Annotated in this window: 11 protein-coding genes and 1 pseudogene; 4 read left to right on the top strand and 8 right to left on the bottom strand. The window is 71.3% G+C overall.

From position 1 onward, the window contains the following. The 4 genes and pseudogenes from ACFU53_RS40535 to ACFU53_RS40520 form a co-directional block, all read right to left on the bottom strand. Positions 1-382, bottom strand: a pseudogene (locus ACFU53_RS40535) (SAM-dependent methyltransferase); the annotation flags it as partial. Next, positions 379-1,602, bottom strand: coding sequence for a glycosyltransferase family 4 protein (locus tag ACFU53_RS40530; RefSeq protein ID WP_384004475.1), 1,224 nt, complete (start codon positions 1,600-1,602; stop codon positions 379-381). The pseudogene ACFU53_RS40535 and the gene ACFU53_RS40530, both read right to left, overlap by 4 nt. After that, the gene (locus ACFU53_RS40525) at positions 1,599-1,997 is read right to left on the bottom strand and encodes a 6-carboxytetrahydropterin synthase (protein WP_005484824.1); all 399 of its coding nucleotides are present in this window, start codon (positions 1,995-1,997) and stop codon (positions 1,599-1,601) included. Before ACFU53_RS40525 ends, ACFU53_RS40530 begins: the two co-directional genes overlap by 4 nt. A 168-nt stretch (positions 1,998-2,165) precedes the next feature. Continuing rightward, on the bottom strand, positions 2,166-3,146 hold the full coding sequence (locus ACFU53_RS40520; protein WP_384004473.1) for a zinc-binding alcohol dehydrogenase: 981 nt from the start codon (positions 3,144-3,146) through the stop codon (positions 2,166-2,168). 106 nt (positions 3,147-3,252) lie between these two features. Between ACFU53_RS40520 and ACFU53_RS40515 the strand changes: the two genes are divergently transcribed. Beyond that, entirely contained in the window at positions 3,253-4,065 is an 813-nt protein-coding gene (locus ACFU53_RS40515) for a CDP-alcohol phosphatidyltransferase family protein (protein ID WP_384004471.1), read from the top strand. Between the two features lie 449 nt (positions 4,066-4,514). On the opposite strand, the gene ACFU53_RS40510 is transcribed toward ACFU53_RS40515, so the two are convergent. Then, positions 4,515-5,555 (bottom strand): LacI family DNA-binding transcriptional regulator, encoded by a 1,041-nt coding sequence (locus tag ACFU53_RS40510; protein ID WP_384004469.1) that lies wholly within the window; start codon positions 5,553-5,555, stop codon positions 4,515-4,517. Positions 5,556-5,738: 183 nt separating this feature from the next. Here ACFU53_RS40510 and ACFU53_RS40505 point away from each other — a divergent pair, with 183 nt between their 5' ends. Together ACFU53_RS40505 and ACFU53_RS40500 are read left to right on the top strand one after the other, a co-directional pair. Further along, positions 5,739-6,500 carry an SDR family oxidoreductase gene (locus tag ACFU53_RS40505; RefSeq protein ID WP_384004467.1) on the top strand — a complete coding sequence of 254 codons (762 nt, stop codon included), beginning with the start codon at positions 5,739-5,741 and terminating at the stop codon, positions 6,498-6,500. A 72-nt stretch (positions 6,501-6,572) separates the two neighbouring features. Next, the gene (locus ACFU53_RS40500; RefSeq protein ID WP_384004466.1) at positions 6,573-7,583 is read left to right on the top strand and encodes a Gfo/Idh/MocA family oxidoreductase; all 1,011 of its coding nucleotides are present in this window, start codon (positions 6,573-6,575) and stop codon (positions 7,581-7,583) included. Positions 7,584-7,670: 87 nt separating this feature from the next. Here the strand turns inward: ACFU53_RS40500 and ACFU53_RS40495 are convergent, their stop codons facing one another. The 3 genes from ACFU53_RS40495 to ACFU53_RS40485 form a co-directional block, all read right to left on the bottom strand. Next, complete coding sequence (locus ACFU53_RS40495) at positions 7,671-8,543, bottom strand: NlpC/P60 family protein (RefSeq protein ID WP_384004464.1); 873 nt, start codon at positions 8,541-8,543, stop codon at positions 7,671-7,673. Positions 8,544-8,763: 220 nt separating this feature from the next. Next, positions 8,764-12,705: a helix-turn-helix domain-containing protein gene (locus ACFU53_RS40490; protein WP_384004462.1), complete on the bottom strand. Its 3,942-nt coding sequence runs from the start codon at positions 12,703-12,705 to the stop codon at positions 8,764-8,766. Positions 12,706-12,866: 161 nt separating this feature from the next. Beyond that, positions 12,867-13,238: a hypothetical protein gene (locus ACFU53_RS40485; RefSeq protein WP_384004460.1), complete on the bottom strand. Its 372-nt coding sequence runs from the start codon at positions 13,236-13,238 to the stop codon at positions 12,867-12,869. 336 nt (positions 13,239-13,574) lie between these two features. Here ACFU53_RS40485 and ACFU53_RS40480 point away from each other — a divergent pair, with 336 nt between their 5' ends. After that, a complete protein-coding gene (locus ACFU53_RS40480; protein WP_384004458.1) occupies positions 13,575-14,945 on the top strand; it encodes a glycoside hydrolase family 43 protein in 1,371 nt (456 codons plus the stop codon). Positions 14,946-14,953 lie beyond the last annotated feature (8 nt).

The raw sequence follows: 14,953 nt of genomic DNA, 5'->3' as shown, positions 1-14,953 counted from the left end.
GGTCCTGGTCGTGCAGGACCCACCGCTGGGCGCCGTCCAGCCGGGGCGCGAGCCAGCGGCCCATCGAGCCGGTGCCGCAGCCCAGGTCGTGGACGATCAGCCCGGTGGCCCGGCCGGGCAGGTTCGCGAGGCGGATCCGCAGCGGGTCCAGCAGCTCGGCCGCACGGGCGTCGGCGTCGGCGCTCTCGCGCAACTCCAGCCACTGCGGCGCGTACTGGTGCCCTTCGGGCGCCGGCGTGTCACCACCGCGCCCCGCCATGCTCAGCGCAGCCCCGGAAGCGGCCGCACCCGCCGCCGCAGCAGCGGACGTACCCGTTGAAGGGGTCGCACCCACAGACAGGGGTCCACCCGCGGACGCGGTCATATCGGCAGAAGTGGTCATGCCGCCCTCCGAGGTTCGTGCCGCAGCCGTCCCAGTACATGGGCGAGGCTGCGGGCCGTGGTCGCCCACCCGTCCAGCGCGGCCCGGCGCCCGCGCGCCGCTGCCTTCAGCCGACGCCGTACGTCGGCCTCCCCGAACCAGCCGCGCAGCTCCGCCGCGATGGCCGCGGGGTTCTCCGGCGGTACGAGGATGCCGGGGACCCCGCCGTCGGGGGCGCGGCCGACGGCCTCGGGGAGGCCGCCGACGTCCGTGGCCAGGACGGGGATTCCGCGCGCGAGGGCCTCGGTGACCGCCATGCCGTACGTCTCGGCGTACGAGGTGAGGACCATGAGGTCGGCCGCGGCGTAGCTCGCGTCGAGTTCCGCGCCGGCCTGCGGTCCGGCGAGGTGGAACCGGTCCTCCAGGCCGAACTTCGCGATCAGTGTGCGGATGTGGTCGACGTACTCGGGCTCCTGGTCGAGGCCGCCCACCAGCACACAGCTCCAGCGCAGTTCGGTGACGGTCGCGAGGGCCTCCACCAGCCGGTGCTGCCCCTTGCGCGGGGTGACCGCGGCCACGCACAGCAGCCGGGAGACGCCGTCGGTGCCGGAGGCGAGGGGCGCGATGTCGGCGCCGGGGGCCGCGACATGGACCCGCTCGGGGGCGAGCCCGTGGTGGGACACGAGTCTGCGGACCGCCCAGTCGCTGGTCGCGATCACGGCGGATACACCCCGCAGGGTCGTCCGTTCCTTGGCGTCGAGTTCGGCGGCGAGTTCGGGCTCCAGGCCCGTCTCGTCGCCGAGCGGCAGATGCACCAGCACGGCCAGGCAGAGGCGTTCGGCCTCGGGGAGGATGATCTCGGGGACCCCGCAGGCGACCAGGCCGTCGAGCAGGACGACCGTGCCGTCGGGGAATTCGCGCAGCGTGCGGGCGAGTTCGGCGCGTGCCGTCTCGGACGGGCGGGGCCAGCTGCCGTCGATCGCGTGCTTGTGCACCTGCCAGCCGAAGCCGGGCAGGTCGAGGCAGATCCGTCGGTCGTAGGCGTTGCCGCCGCTGGGCCGGGCCAGGTCGTCCACGCCACCCGGCATCACGAAGTGCAGGGAACGCAGCGACATGGGGACGATCGCCGCGTTCTTCAGCGCCGCGTTCTGCACGGGCACATAGCCGAGCCTCACTTGCTCTCCCCCGTCTGCCTGGGCGGTGGTGCCGACGGCCGCCCGGTCGATGGTCACGTCGGTCACAGGGCACGCTCGTAACTCGCCCAGGCGATGTGCGACTCGTGCAGGGTGACCGTGATTCCCGCGATGCCCTTGGCGTTCTCCCCGAGGGCGCCCTTGTGAATCCGCTCGGCGAGGCGGTCGGCGATCACCTTGGCCAGGAACTCCGTCGAGGTGTTCGTGTGGGCGAAGGCGGGCTCGTTGTCGAGGTTGCGATAGTTCAACTCGCTCACCACGGCACCGAGCTCCTGCGTGGCCAGCCCGATGTCTACGACGATGTTGTCGTCGTCCAGTTCGGCGCGCCGGAAGGTGGCGTCCACGAGGAACGTGGCGCCGTGGAGGCGCTGCGCGGGTCCGAAGACCTCCCCGCGGAAGCTGTGGGCGATCATGATGTGATCGCGGACGGTGATGCTGAACAACGGACGACCCTCCAGTGCGGTGCGTCTGCCCCCGGGCCGGGGCATGCCGTGTAGTACGGCTGCTCCCTACCCGTTGTTCAGCCGAGTTTTCCGGTTTCTTTGAAGGTCAGCGTTCCGTTCGGGCAGTTCAGGGGCGGGTGGGGCGATCCGGAACGCTCAACCTCTGGCTCACTCGGCGTCGTAGCGCACCCTGTGGCACATCCCCGGCAGCTCTCCGCTCGCCAGCTTCGGCATGACGTCCGGGAGCTCCTCGAAGGCACACTCTCCGGTGACGAGCGCGTCGAAGCGGGCGTCGGCGAGGAGTTCGAGGGCGAGCGCCAGCCGGTCCGCGTACGTACGTCCGACGCGTCCGGCCGGGGAGACGGTTCCGACCTGGCTGCTGCGGATGGTGAGCCGGCGTGAGTGGAAGGCCTCGCCGAGCGGCAGGGCGACCCGGCGGTCGCCGTACCAGCTCAGTTCGATGACCGTGCCCTCGGCGGCGAGGAGATCGAGGGAGCGTACGAGCCCTTGTTCGCTGGCGCTGGCGTGTACGACGAGGTCGCACTCGCCCAACGCCTCGTCGGGCAACGCGAAGTCGACGCCGAGCGCACGGGCGATGCCGGCGCGCGCCGGGTCGGCGTCGACGAGTTGGACCCGCACCCCCGGGTAGCGGGCGAGCAGCGCGGCGACCGAGCAGCCGACCATGCCGCCGCCGACGACGGCGATCCGGTCCCCGATGAGAGGCGCGGCGTCCCACAGGGCGTTGACGGCGGTCTCCACGGTCCCGGCCAGGACGGCCCGCGCCGCGGGGACGGACTCCGGCACGACGGTGACGGCGCTCACGGGAACGACGTAGTGGCTCTGGTGCGGATACAGGCAGAAGACGGTCCTGCCGACCAGTGCGTCCGGCCCCTCTTCCACCCGCCCCACGCTGAGATAGCCGTACTTCACGGGAGCGGGGAAGTCACCCTCCTGGAAGGGCGCGCGCATCGTCGCATGCTGGTTCTCGGGCACTCGGCCGCGGAACACGAGCGTCTCGGTGCCCCGGCTGACTCCTGAGTACAGCGCGCGGACGAGCACCTCGTCCTCGGCGGGTGCGGCGAGGGTTTCCTCGCGGATCTCACCCTGCCCGGGGGAGCGTAGCCAGAAGGCATTGGCTGTCGGTTTCATGTGCGTCTCCGTGAACGGTCGAGCGCTTCGCCACGTACGCAGCGGTGGGAGTCGCGGACACGGTACGCGGCGATGATCCACTTGTCACACGTTCGGAAGGTATGCGGTGGCCCTGATCAACACATACGACGGCCGGCTGTTGCTCTCGGAGACGACGGTGGGCGCGGGCGCCCAGGTGCTGCTCCTCGCCTTCCTGGGCACGGCGATCGGACTGGGCCCGGCGGGCTGGCTGACCGGGCTGGCCTTCGGGCTCGCCACCTGGGCCGTCCTCAACCGCGCCCTGCTGCGCACCCGGACCCGTACCTTCGGCCCCGCCAACCGCGTCACCCTCGGCCGGGCGATACTCGTCGGCGCCGTCACCGCCCTGGTCGCCGACTCCTTCGAGAGCTCGCCGCCCGTCTCGCTCTTCGTCGGCCTGACCGCCGTGGCGCTGATCCTCGACGGTGTCGACGGCAAGGTGGCCCGGCGCACGAACACCTCGACCGCGCTGGGCGCCCGCTTCGACATGGAGGTCGACGCGTTCCTGATCCTGGTGCTGAGCGTGTACGTCTCCATGTCGATGGGCCCGTGGGTGCTGCTGATCGGCCTCATGCGGTACGTCTTCGTCGCCGCCGCCAAGGCCATGCCGTGGCTGAACGGTTCCCTCCCGCACAGCATGGCCCGCAAGACGGTCGCCGCGGTCCAGGGCGTCTTCCTGCTGGTCGCCGCCTCCGGCCTGCTGCCGTACGCGATGGGCTTCGGCCTGGTGGCGCTGGCGCTGGGCTCCCTGCTCTGGTCGTTCGGGCGGGACATCGCCTGGCTGTTCCGCAACCGGGAAGGCCGGGAAGGGCTGACGGCCACGGCGACCGTGCACGAGACGGTGACCGTGGCCGTGGTGGCCCCCGCCGAGCGCCGGACGGCCGAGCTCGTCACGAGCTGACCGGCGAGCTCGCCGCGAGCCGATCTCGTGCGGGGCCCGGCTCAGGGGCCCTGCGCACGAGAGGAATCGCAGCGATCGCGGCAGGGGGACCCGCCCTCCGCCGGGGAACCAGGGGACGGTGAGGACGATCCTCCCCGTTGTCCGGTCGGTCGCCCCGTGGGCATGCGCCTTGGCCTCCTCGGCCCGGCGGGAAGGTCACGTCGATGAGGGCACGCAGCTCCCCCCGTCCCACCAGCCCGGCGATGGCCCGCGTCCCCGCGTGATCGGCCTCGACGAGCATCGACTCCAGCGGGTGTCCAGGACCACCACGTCCACGTCGGTGAGCGGTCTGCCGCCGCTTCGGCGGCACGTCCAGATCCTTCGACTCCGAGTTCCGCGCAGGGCGCCCTGCGCGGAATCGACATCGCCGGCACGGCCCAGGTCCCGGTCACCTGATCTGCGGACAGGCCCTAGCCCGCGACGGCCCCGGCCCCCGGCGGCATGTTGTAGGGCGTCAGCACCTGGATCGCCGACGGGAGGGACGGGCCCTCGTCGGGGAGGGCTTGGTGGGCGCGCATGATGGTCTGGCAGGCGCGGCGCACGTCCTGGCGGAGGTCGTGGTGGAGCACGGCGGAGAGCCGGTGTTCGCGCAGCAGCCGGGTGTTGTCGTGGTCGAGGTCGTGGGCGACGAAGACATGCGGCTCCCGGCCGAGTGCGGCGAAGGCGTCGAGCGTCGCGGTGTTGCCGCCGCCGATCGAGTAGACGGCGGCGATCCCCGGTTCCCGCTTCAGCGCGTCGAGGACCAGGTCCCGCTGGGTGGCGTCGAGGCCGTCGCTGTCGGTTACCTCGACAAGCGTCCGCCGCGGCTCGACGACCCGCATCACACTCCGGAACCCCATCTCGCGCTCCTCCTCGTTGCGGTAGAAGCTGCGGCTGATCGTCACCAGCACCGCACCGGGCCGGTCACCGAGCCACTGCCGGAGCAGATACGCGGCGGTCGCCCCGGCGGCCCGGTTGTCTATGCCGACGTACGCGCCGCGCGGGCTGTTCGGCAGGTCCGTCACGAAGGTGACCACGGGGACGCCGGCCGCGACCAGCCGTTCGACGGCGGCGGTGACCTCCGGGACGTCCGGCGCCTTGAGGATCACGCCCTGCGAGCCGCGCCGGCCGATCCGGTCGAGCACCCTCACCATCTCCGAGGCCGACCCGGTCTCCCGGAAGTGGAAGCGGGACCGCACGACGGCCGGATGGAGGGACGGCAGCTCGGCCTCCAGCGCCTCCCGGACCGCCGTGGAGAACCGGTCCGGGGTCTGCATCACGATGTCGACCATGAACGTACGGCCGCCGATGCGCACCTGCGTCCGCTGCCGGTCCAGGTCCTTGACGGCCTGGTGCACCTCTCGGGTGGTGCTCTCCCGCACCCCGCCACGGCCGTTGAGGACCCGGTCGACCGTGGCCTGGCTCAGCCCGGCCTGACGGGCGATCTCACGGATCGTGTAGGGGTGTGCCATGGTGCGTCCCGGATCTCGGCGATGGTCTGGATGAGGGGTTTTTGATGGCCCGCTGCGGGTTGTACGAGGGCCATCGCGCCCCAAGACTGACAGAGGCGAAGGCGCTGGGAAAGGCCGTACGACCAGGACCGTGACAGGCCCCGGCATGGCCCGCCGGAGCCGACCGAAAGGAAAGTCCCTGACATGGCACTAGTGCAGGACAAGGTCGTCCTCGTCAACGGCGGCAGCCAGGGCGTCGGCGCGGGCATCGTCCGGTCGGCCCTGCGTGAGGGCGCGACCGTCGCGTTCACGGGCCGCCGCGCCGAGGTCGGCGAGAAGCTCGCGGCGGACACCGGCGCCACCTTCGTGCGGGCCGACCTGGCGGACCCGGCGCAGGTGCGCGGCGCCGTGGACCGGGTGATCGCCACCCACGGCCGGGTCGACAGCCTCGTCAACGCGGCCGGCCTGACCTCCCGCGGCTCGCTCCTCGACACCTCGCCCGAACTGTTCGACGCGCACATCGCGATCAACCTGCGCGCCCCCTTCTTCGCGATGCAGGCCGTGGTGGAACACCTGGTCGCCCGCGAGGCGCCCGGCACGATCGTCAACATCGGCTCCAACTGCGCGCACGGCGGCCCGCCGCACCTGGCCGCCTACTCCGCCGCGAAGGCCGGCCTCGCGGCCCTGACCCGCAACGCCGCCCACGCCCACCGCTGGGACCGCATCCGGATCAACGACCTCAACATCGGCTGGACGGAGACCGAGGGCGAGGACGCGATCCAGCGCGAGTTCCACGGCGCGGGCGACGACTGGCGCGAGCGCGCCGCCGAGCGCCTCCCGATGGGCAAGCTCGGCCAGGTCGACGAGATCGCCGACTTCGTCGTCCTCCTGCTGTCCGCCCGCAGCGGCGTGGTGACCGGTTCGGTGATCGACTGGGACCAGAACGTCCTGGGCACCTCCGACTGACCACCGCTTCCCCTGACCTGCTTCATCCATCTCGACTGCAATCTTCTGCACTTTCCGAAAGGGACATCGGTCATGCGCATTGGCATCCTGGGGCTGGGCCGTATCGGCGCCTTCCATGCCGGGACTCTCGCCGGGCTCGACGTCGTGGAGCAGCTGGTGGTCTCCGACCCGCTGGCCGCGGCCGCCGCCTCCGCCGCCGAGAAGTTCGGCGCGACGGTGGCCGACTCGCCCGAGGCCGTGTTCGCCTCCGGGATCGACGGGGTCGTGGTCACCGCCGCGACGGACGCGCACCCGGGGCTGATCCTGGCCGCGGTCGAGGCGGGCATCCCGGTGTTCTGCGAGAAGCCGGTGGCGAAGACGATCGAGGAGAGCCTCGACGTGCTGCGCGCTGTCGAGAACAGCGACGTGCAGGTCCAGATCGGCTTCAACCGCCGCTTCGACGCGGGCTGTGTGACCGCGCGGGAGGCGTTCCTCAACGGCGAGCTGGGCCAACTGCACACCGTACGCTCGACGACCCTGGACCCGGCGCCCCCGCCGGCCGGGTACGTGGCGTCCTCGGGCGGCATCTTCCGCGACTGCGCGGTGCACGACTTCGACGTCGTCCGCTGGGTGACGGGCCGGGAGGTCGTGGAGGTCTACGCGACCGGCGGCAACCGCGGGGCCGATTACATCAAGGAGGCCGGCGACGTCGACACGGCCTCCGCGCTCCTCACCTTCGACGACGGCACGATCGGTGTCATCTCCAACTCCCGCCACAACGCCCGCGGTTACGACGTCCGCCTGGAGCTCCACGGCATGAAGGACAGCATCGCCGCCGGCCTCGACACCCAGCTCCCCCTCCGCTCCGCCGAGCCGGGCGTCACCTTCCCCTCCGGTCCCCCGCACAACTTCTTCATGGACCGCTTCGCCCCCGCCTACCGCGCCGAACTCACCGCCTTCACCGAGGTCGTCGCCGGCACCCGCACCTCCCCCTGCACGGTCGCCGACGCCATCGAGGCCAGCTGGATCGCCGAGGCGGCCACGCTTTCGGTGGCGGAGCACCGGCCGGTGCGGCTGGACGAGGTGCGCAAGGCGGCCTCCTGACCGTCAGCGCCGCATGAGCCGAACACACTCGCGCCGGCAACCGTCCCCCTGGCGGTCACCGGCGCGAGTGCCGTTATGGCGCGAGCTTCAGGACGTGCACTCCGGCACTCCCTCCAGCCACGCCGGTCCCTTGATGTAGATGTTGGTGACCCAGGCCTTGTAGTCGGGCAGGTAGGACCAGGCGTCATTGGTGTAGCCGTCGGAGGTGACCTCCTCGGCGTGCTTCTGGCACTCGACGCGGATGGTGGTGGAGTAGGGGAAGGCGTAGACACGGGCGGCCGCGAGGCGGGGCTCGGCCTTGGTCCAGACGTCGGTGCCCCAGGTCTGGTGGATATGGCCGGTGACCTCGCCGGTGTTGACGCGGACCGCGCCGAAGTAGGTGCCGCCCAGGCGGACGTCGCTCACCATGAGCTTGGTGCCGGACTCCTTGGCCTCGACCATCTTGCCCGCGCCGAGGTAGATGGCGATGTGGTGCAGGTTCCGCGAGGTGCCGTAGACGAGCAGGTCGCCCGGGAGCAGCGGGGCGAGGCCCTGGGCGGCGGTGAAGCGTTCGGCGGCGCGGTGCGTGTAGTACTGCTGGCTGGCGACGCCGTTGAGGATGTCCGAGTCGGTGGCCTGGGCGTAGGCGTATCGGACGAGGCCCGAACAGTCGAAGCCGCGCCGCTCGGGGTCGTGCGCACTGTCCTCCGGGTCGGTGGGGTCCACCTGCCCGTACGAGGGGCCGGGCCGGGCGCCGTGGCCGCCGCCCCAGGTGTACCAGGTGCCGGCCGCGACCTCGGCGCAGGCGGCGGCGATCGCCCGCTCGGCAGTCGCGGAGGCGCCGGGCGCGAGGACGCGACACTCGTCGGCGGCGGCAGCGGCCGGTGCCGCCTGCGCGGTGGCGGCCGTGGACACCGGCGTCCAGAAGAGGACGGTCAGGAGCGTGATCAGTGTGCGGATGAGACCGGTCCGGCTCACCATGCCGGGACCCCCGTTTCCTGTGTGGTCTGGATCAAGCGTGGGTCTGGATCAAGCGTGGGTCTGGATCAAGCGGTGGTGCGGTCGTGCGGTCGTGCAGCAGCCTGCTGGGCGTGGGCCTCGCTGGTCGAGGTCCGGGGGTCGCCCCATCCGATGAGGCAACGGGAAACCGCTGGGAAACCCCCTCCGAGCAGGGCGGTTAGCCATCGGCTGATCGACGTCCTCAGCCGCTGCCGCAGGCCGACCCCGCCGAGACGGGCACACCGGGCAGCAGCGCCTCGCGCTCATCGGGGCCTATGTCGGCCCGCAGTCGGCAGATCTCCGCCAGCCTGGCCCCCGGGTCGAGGTCCCACAGCCGTACGGTGCCGTCGGTGCTGCTGCTGGCCACCGTGCGCCCGTCGGGGGCGAAGTCCACACCCCACACGGCGTTCGTGTGGCCGGTCAGTGTCGCCCACGGCCGCCGCGCGGCGACGTCCCACACCCGCACCGTACGGTCGTTGCCGCTGCTGGCGAGCATGCTGCCGTCCGGTGAGAAGGCGAGGCCGCGGGCGGAGCCGGTGTGTCCGGTCAGGGCGCCCTCGAAGCGGCGGTCGCGGACGTCCCACAGGCGTACGGTGCCGTCGTTGCCGCTGCTGGCAAGGATGCGGCCCTCGGGGCTGAAGGCGACGCCCCGTACCGCGCCCGTGTGGCCGGTGAGTTCGGCCAGCAGGCGGTGCGAGTCGACGTCCCAGAGCCCTACGGTCAGGTCGTCGCCGGCGCTCGCCAGGGTGCGGCCGTCGGGACTGAAGGCGATGTCGTTGACGTAGTCCTTGTGGCCGGTGAGCTTCGCGAGTTCCCTGCGCTTCACCACGTCCCACAGGCGCACCGTGCGGTCGGCGCCCGCCGACGCGAGCGTCCGCCCGTCGGGGGCGAAGTCGACGGAGAAGACCTGTCCGCTGTGCCCCGTCAGTGTCGCCAGCGCCTTCCGCTTCGCCACGTCCCAGAGGCGGATCGTGCCGTCGGAGCCCACCGAGGCGAGGGTGCGGCCGTCGGGCGCGAAGGCCACGGAGAAGACGGTCTCGGTGTGGCCCGCCAACGTTTTCAGGAGCGTGTGACTCTTCGCGTTCCACAGCCGTACCGTGTGGTCGGTGTCGGCGGTGGCCAGCAGCGTCCCGTCGGGGCTGTACACCGCCTGCCAGACCTCGGTGAACGGACGCGCCGTCAGCACCGGACCGCCGAGGTCCCACAGGACGACGGACTTGTCGAAACCGGCCGTGGCCAGCAGGGCGCCGTCGGAGGTCACGGCGACCCCCTGGACATAGTCGGTGTGTCCGGCGAGCACCTCGGTCTGCCGGCCGCTGCGCACGTCCCACAGCCGGGTCGTCCCGTCGCCGACCGCGCCCACGACGGTCACGCCGTCGGCCGTGAAGGCGACGGCGTTGATGTCGTCGCTGCTCCCGGCGAACGTCGCGGTGAGCCGGCCGGTGCGCACGTCCCACAGCCGTACCGTCCGGTCGACGCCCGCGGAGGCCACCTTGCTCCCGTCCGGTGAGAAGGCCGTGCCCAGCACGTCGTCGGTGTGCCCCTTCAGAACGTCGAGGCGCCGGGCGCGGTCGGTGTCCCAGAGTCGTACGGTCCGGTCGGTGCCGGCGGAGACGAGGGTCCGCCCGTCGGGGGCGTAGTCCAGCGCGTTGAGGGTCCCTTCGTGGCCGGTGAGGGAGGCGGTGAGTCTGCGGCTGCCGACGTCCCAGAACTGGACGGTTCCGTCGGCGGCCGCGACGGCGAGCGCCCGCCCGCGCGGGTCGAAGGAGACCGCCCGGGCGCCCTTCGTACCGGCGGCGAGCACGGCCGTCCTGCGGTGGTCGGCGACGCTCCAGAGACTCACGGGCCCGTCGGTCGAAGTCACCGCGACGGTACGGCTGTCGGGGCTGAAAGCGACCGAGCGCACCCGTCCGGGGACGGTGAACGTGGCGACGGTCCGGTGGCCGCCGGCCACGCTCCGCAGGGTGACCGTGCCGTCGGAACTGGCCGTCGCCAGCAATCGGTCGTTCGGCGCGAAGGCGACCGCGTTGACCGGTCCGCGGTGTCCGCCGAGCCGGGCTGAGAAGGGCTGGGACTGGGTGCTGAGCAGGGCGCCGCGTGCCTCGGCGGTGGTGTCGGCCCGGTAGGCCTCCTCCGCGAGCAGCATCGACGCCTCCGGCTGGCCCCCGGCGAGGGAGGCGGAGCGCACGGCGAGGGCCTGGGACCGGGCGACGCGTTCCTGGTCGAGGGCCCCCTCGCGCTGCTGGTAGGCGAGGCTCCCGGCGGTCACGGCGAGGCCGAGCAGGACGACGAGCGTGGCGAGCATGGACTGCCGCAGCCGGACCTGCCGTCCGGCATGTCTGCGACGGCCGTCCTCCTCGGCCTGACTGGCCCTCAGGAAGGCCTCCTCGCCGGGGCCGAGCCGGCTCCAGCCGTCCGACTCGTCGGCCCAGGACCGTACGGTGTCCAGCCGTGTGCCCCGGTAGAGGGCGGACGGATCGCGGTCCTCGCGCTCCCATTCGGCGGCCGCATGGGCCAGTTGCTGGTGGAGGAGCAGTCCGGCCCGGTCGGCGTGGATCCAGTCGCGCAGCCGGGGCCAGGCGTGCAGCAGGGCCTCGTGGGTGATCTGGACCGTGTCGCGGTCCATGGTGATGAGCCGGGCCCGTACGAAGGCGTCGAGTGCGGCGGCCGCGCCGTCCGCGTCCCCGAGCTGTCCCATCAGGGCGGCCCGGCTCATCCGGCGGCGGGTCGCCCCGGCTCCGTCCATGACGAGCACGAGACGGGACAGGATGCGGCGGATCGTCTTCTGCTCGGCGGGATAGAGCCGCGCGAACACGTTCTCGGCCGTGCGCGCGACCGCCCCCTGGATTCCGCCGGCCCGCTCGTATCCGTCGACGGTCAGCGCGGATTCCGCGCGGCGCTGCCAGGTGGACAGCAGCGCGTGGGAGACCAGGGGGAGGGCGCCGGACGGCGTCTCGTCGGCGCCGATGCCGGTGGTCCGCTCGGTGCCCTGGAGTGCTGTCTCCGGTTCGTCGCGCAGTCCGGCGTCGCGCAGGAGAAGGGGGACGAGACCGGGTTCGAGGGTGACACCGGCGAGTTCGGCGGGACGTGTGATCGACTCCCGCAGTTCGGCCACGCACATCGGCGCCAGGACGAACAGCCCGTCGGTGAGGACCGGGGTCAGTTCGGGCAGGCTCAGACAACTGCCGGTGAAGTCGGCGCGGACGCCGAGCACCACGACGGCCGGGGCGTGCGTGTCCTCCCCCGCCGGCCCGGCGGACGCCAGGGCGCGGAGCACCCGGACGAAGGCACGCCGTTCCTCGTCGTCGGAGCAGAGCGTGAACAGCTCCTCGAACTGGTCCACGATCAGGACGCACCGAGGGGGCGGGGGTCTGCGGTCCCCCCGGGCCGCCGGCGGTTCCGGGGGTCTGCGGTCCCCCGGGGCCGCCGGCGGTTCGTCCGACATCGCGCGTACGGCGTCGAGCAGGGCGGCGGGGTTCTCCCGTACCTCCTCGACGGTGATGCCGAGGTCCCCGCCGACCGCTTTGGCGGTGCGCTCCAGCAGTTCGTCCAGCGGGCGTGAGGTGGGGGTGAACAGCACCACCGGCCAGCGGTCGGCGCCCGGCATCGGGAAGTCGCCGCGCCGCAGGGCGGGGACGAGACCGGCGTTGAGCAGGGACGACTTGCCCGCTCCCGACGGGGCGACCAGCATCAGCGGTCCGCTGCCGACCCGCTCGAAGATCCGTTCCACCAGTGCGGCCGTCGCGCGTTCCCGGCCGAAGAACCATTCCGCGTCCTGCGGGGTGAACGCCGACAGGCCGCGGTAGGGACACGCCTCGCCGGACCGCTGTTCGGAGGGGTCGGCTTCGCAGCCGACCTGGCCGTCGCGATGCGGTGTCTGTTGCACCAGCCGCAGCAACTCGCCGTCGGCCTGCAGGACTTGGTCGCAGAGGCGGGCCACGTCGGCGGTGGCTCGCTTCGTACCGGTCTCGATCTTGCTGAGGTAGCCCTTGCTGTAGTGGGTCTGCCGGGCCAAATCGGTGAGCGACAGTCCGCGTTCCCGCCTCAGTCGTCTCAGCTGTGCGGGGAAGGAGTGCGTGGTCAGCGCATTCCGGTTCGGTTCGCTCCGGAGATCTGGTCCATCTCCGAGCTGCGGGTCCCCCAAGGTGTCCCCCAAGGCAGTGCGGGCCGTGAGACGGCGGATGCCCAGGTTACTGTCGGGGCGGTGAGGGTGACCAAGCCTTTCACCCGGAGTGGCGAAAACACGAACGTCCGGAACCGCGAAAAGCGGTTCCGGACGTGGTCCGAGCTGTCGCGCGGCCGAAACTAGGCCTGCAGGGTGATCGAGTTGATGGGCGTCATGTTCTTGTCGATGTACCAGCCGGCCGGCAGGTAGCCCTCGCAGCCGGTGCCGTTGTAGCCGGTGCAGGTCCGCATCGTCGCGCCCCCGGTCTGGTTGTTGTAGATGCGGTAGGTCCCGACCACGTTGCTGAGGTTGTACGTCCCGTACCGGTAGTACTTGTGGGTCGGCGTGTTGTTGTTCCAGCCGGCTCCCGGGTACATGCACACATACCCGGACGGGCAGCCGAAGCTGTCGGCCTGCGGCGCCGCCTGCGCCTGGCTCGCGCCGGCCGCCGTCATCGCGCCGACGGCGAGCGCCATCGCCGCCATGGTCCTCATCGCCTTGAGCTTGCGCATCGTTCCCCCTTGGTCGTGGGTCCTGCTCGGTCGTGGGTCTTGCTGCGTGCTCACGAATCCAGAGTTGCCCCGCCGCTCACCGGGGTCGACGGGTTTCCTGTTGCCCTCCCGTGAGCCGGCTGGGAAACCAGTCATGACCTGGGGAAACACCGGGTCGGAGGCAACGCCGGTGACCTGTGCGGCGGATAAGCGGAACCTCGCCTCGCACAATCCCTGCGCGATCCATTGACGCGCACATGTCTCCCTCTTATCTTCTGACCGAAGTTCCGCACATGAGCCGAAATTTCGAACAACACTCCACGCCTCAGGGCAGTTCACGCAGAAATGGGACGAGCGTTGAACAGAACCCTCAGGGCGGTCCTCGCCCTCCTCACCTCGGTGGCCGCCCTGCTGGGCCTCACCACCGCCTTCGCCGCCCCGGCCGGAGCAGCCCACCCGGCGGCCGGGCAGGCGACGCGGTACACCATGACCGCGTTCACCAACAGCAGCGAGTCGAACATGTACGTCTACGACTCGCCGGACGCGACCGGGTTCACCCTCCAGAAGGGTCCGGCGTACACCCCGCCCTCCGGTCTGATCCGCGACCCCAGCATCTTCAAGCACACGGACGGTTACTACTACCTGACCTACACCACCCGCACCTGGTCGGCGCTCTCCACCACCATCGGCTTCGCCCGCTCCACCGACCGCCTCAACTGGACCTTCCTGTACGACTACACGGTCCCGATCAGCGGTCTGCAGCGCGCCTGGGCGCCGGAGTGGTTCGTCGACACCAACGGCAGCGTCAACATCATCCTGTCCGCGTCCATCGCGGCCGACGGCGAGTGGATCTTCAAGCCGTACAAGCTGACGGCGACGAACTCCGCCCTCACCGCCTGGTCCGCACCGACCGTGCTCTCCGGCATCAGCCCGAACTACATCGACACCTTCGTCGTCAAGGTCGGCTCCACGTACCACGCGTTCACCAAGAACGAGACGACGAAGTACATCGAGTACGCCACCGCCTCCAGCCTCACCGGCCCGTACACCATCCAGAAGACAGGCAACTGGGCGGGCTTCGGCTCCGGAATGGAGGGCCCGGCGCTCGTCCAGCTCGACAACGGCGGCTGGCGGATCTACTACGACGCCTACGGCGCCGGGAAGTACTGGTACAGCGACAGCTACGACAACTTCGCCACCTGGTCGACCCCCACCGAGCTCCCGGGCCTCACCGGCTTCGTACGCCACCTGACCGTCCTCAAGGAGACCGTGTCCGGCGGTGTCACCCTGCCGACCAACACCACCCGGTCCCTGCAGTCCGTCAACTACACGGGCCGCTACGCCGTCGTCCGCTCCGACAGCCTCGGCTACGTCGACCCGGTGACCTCCTCCAGCACCACCGCCGTCAAGCAGAGCGCGACCTTCACGATCGTGCCCGGCCTCGCGGACGCCAACTGCTACTCCTTCCGCGACTCCGCCGGCCGCTATCTGCGGCACTGGGACTACCGGGTCCGCTTCGCCGCGGACGACGGCACGACCGTCTTCGACAAGGACGCCACGTACTGCGCCCGACCGGGCACGACCTCCGGTTCGGTCCGCCTGGAGTCGTACAACTACCCGGGCCGCTACATCCGGCACTACAACTACGAGCTGCGCCTGGACGTGTACCAGGCCACGGACACCTTCCGGGCCGACAGTTCCTTCACGGCGGTGAGCCCCTGGGCCTGACCGCGTGG

It is taken from the genome of Streptomyces sp. NPDC057474, from assembly GCF_042802555.1.
In the GTDB taxonomy this organism is placed as follows: Bacteria; Actinomycetota; Actinomycetes; order Streptomycetales; family Streptomycetaceae; genus Streptomyces.
The sequence above is the reverse complement of the archived record's forward strand: the minus strand, read 5'-3'. Positions and strand labels throughout refer to the sequence as shown.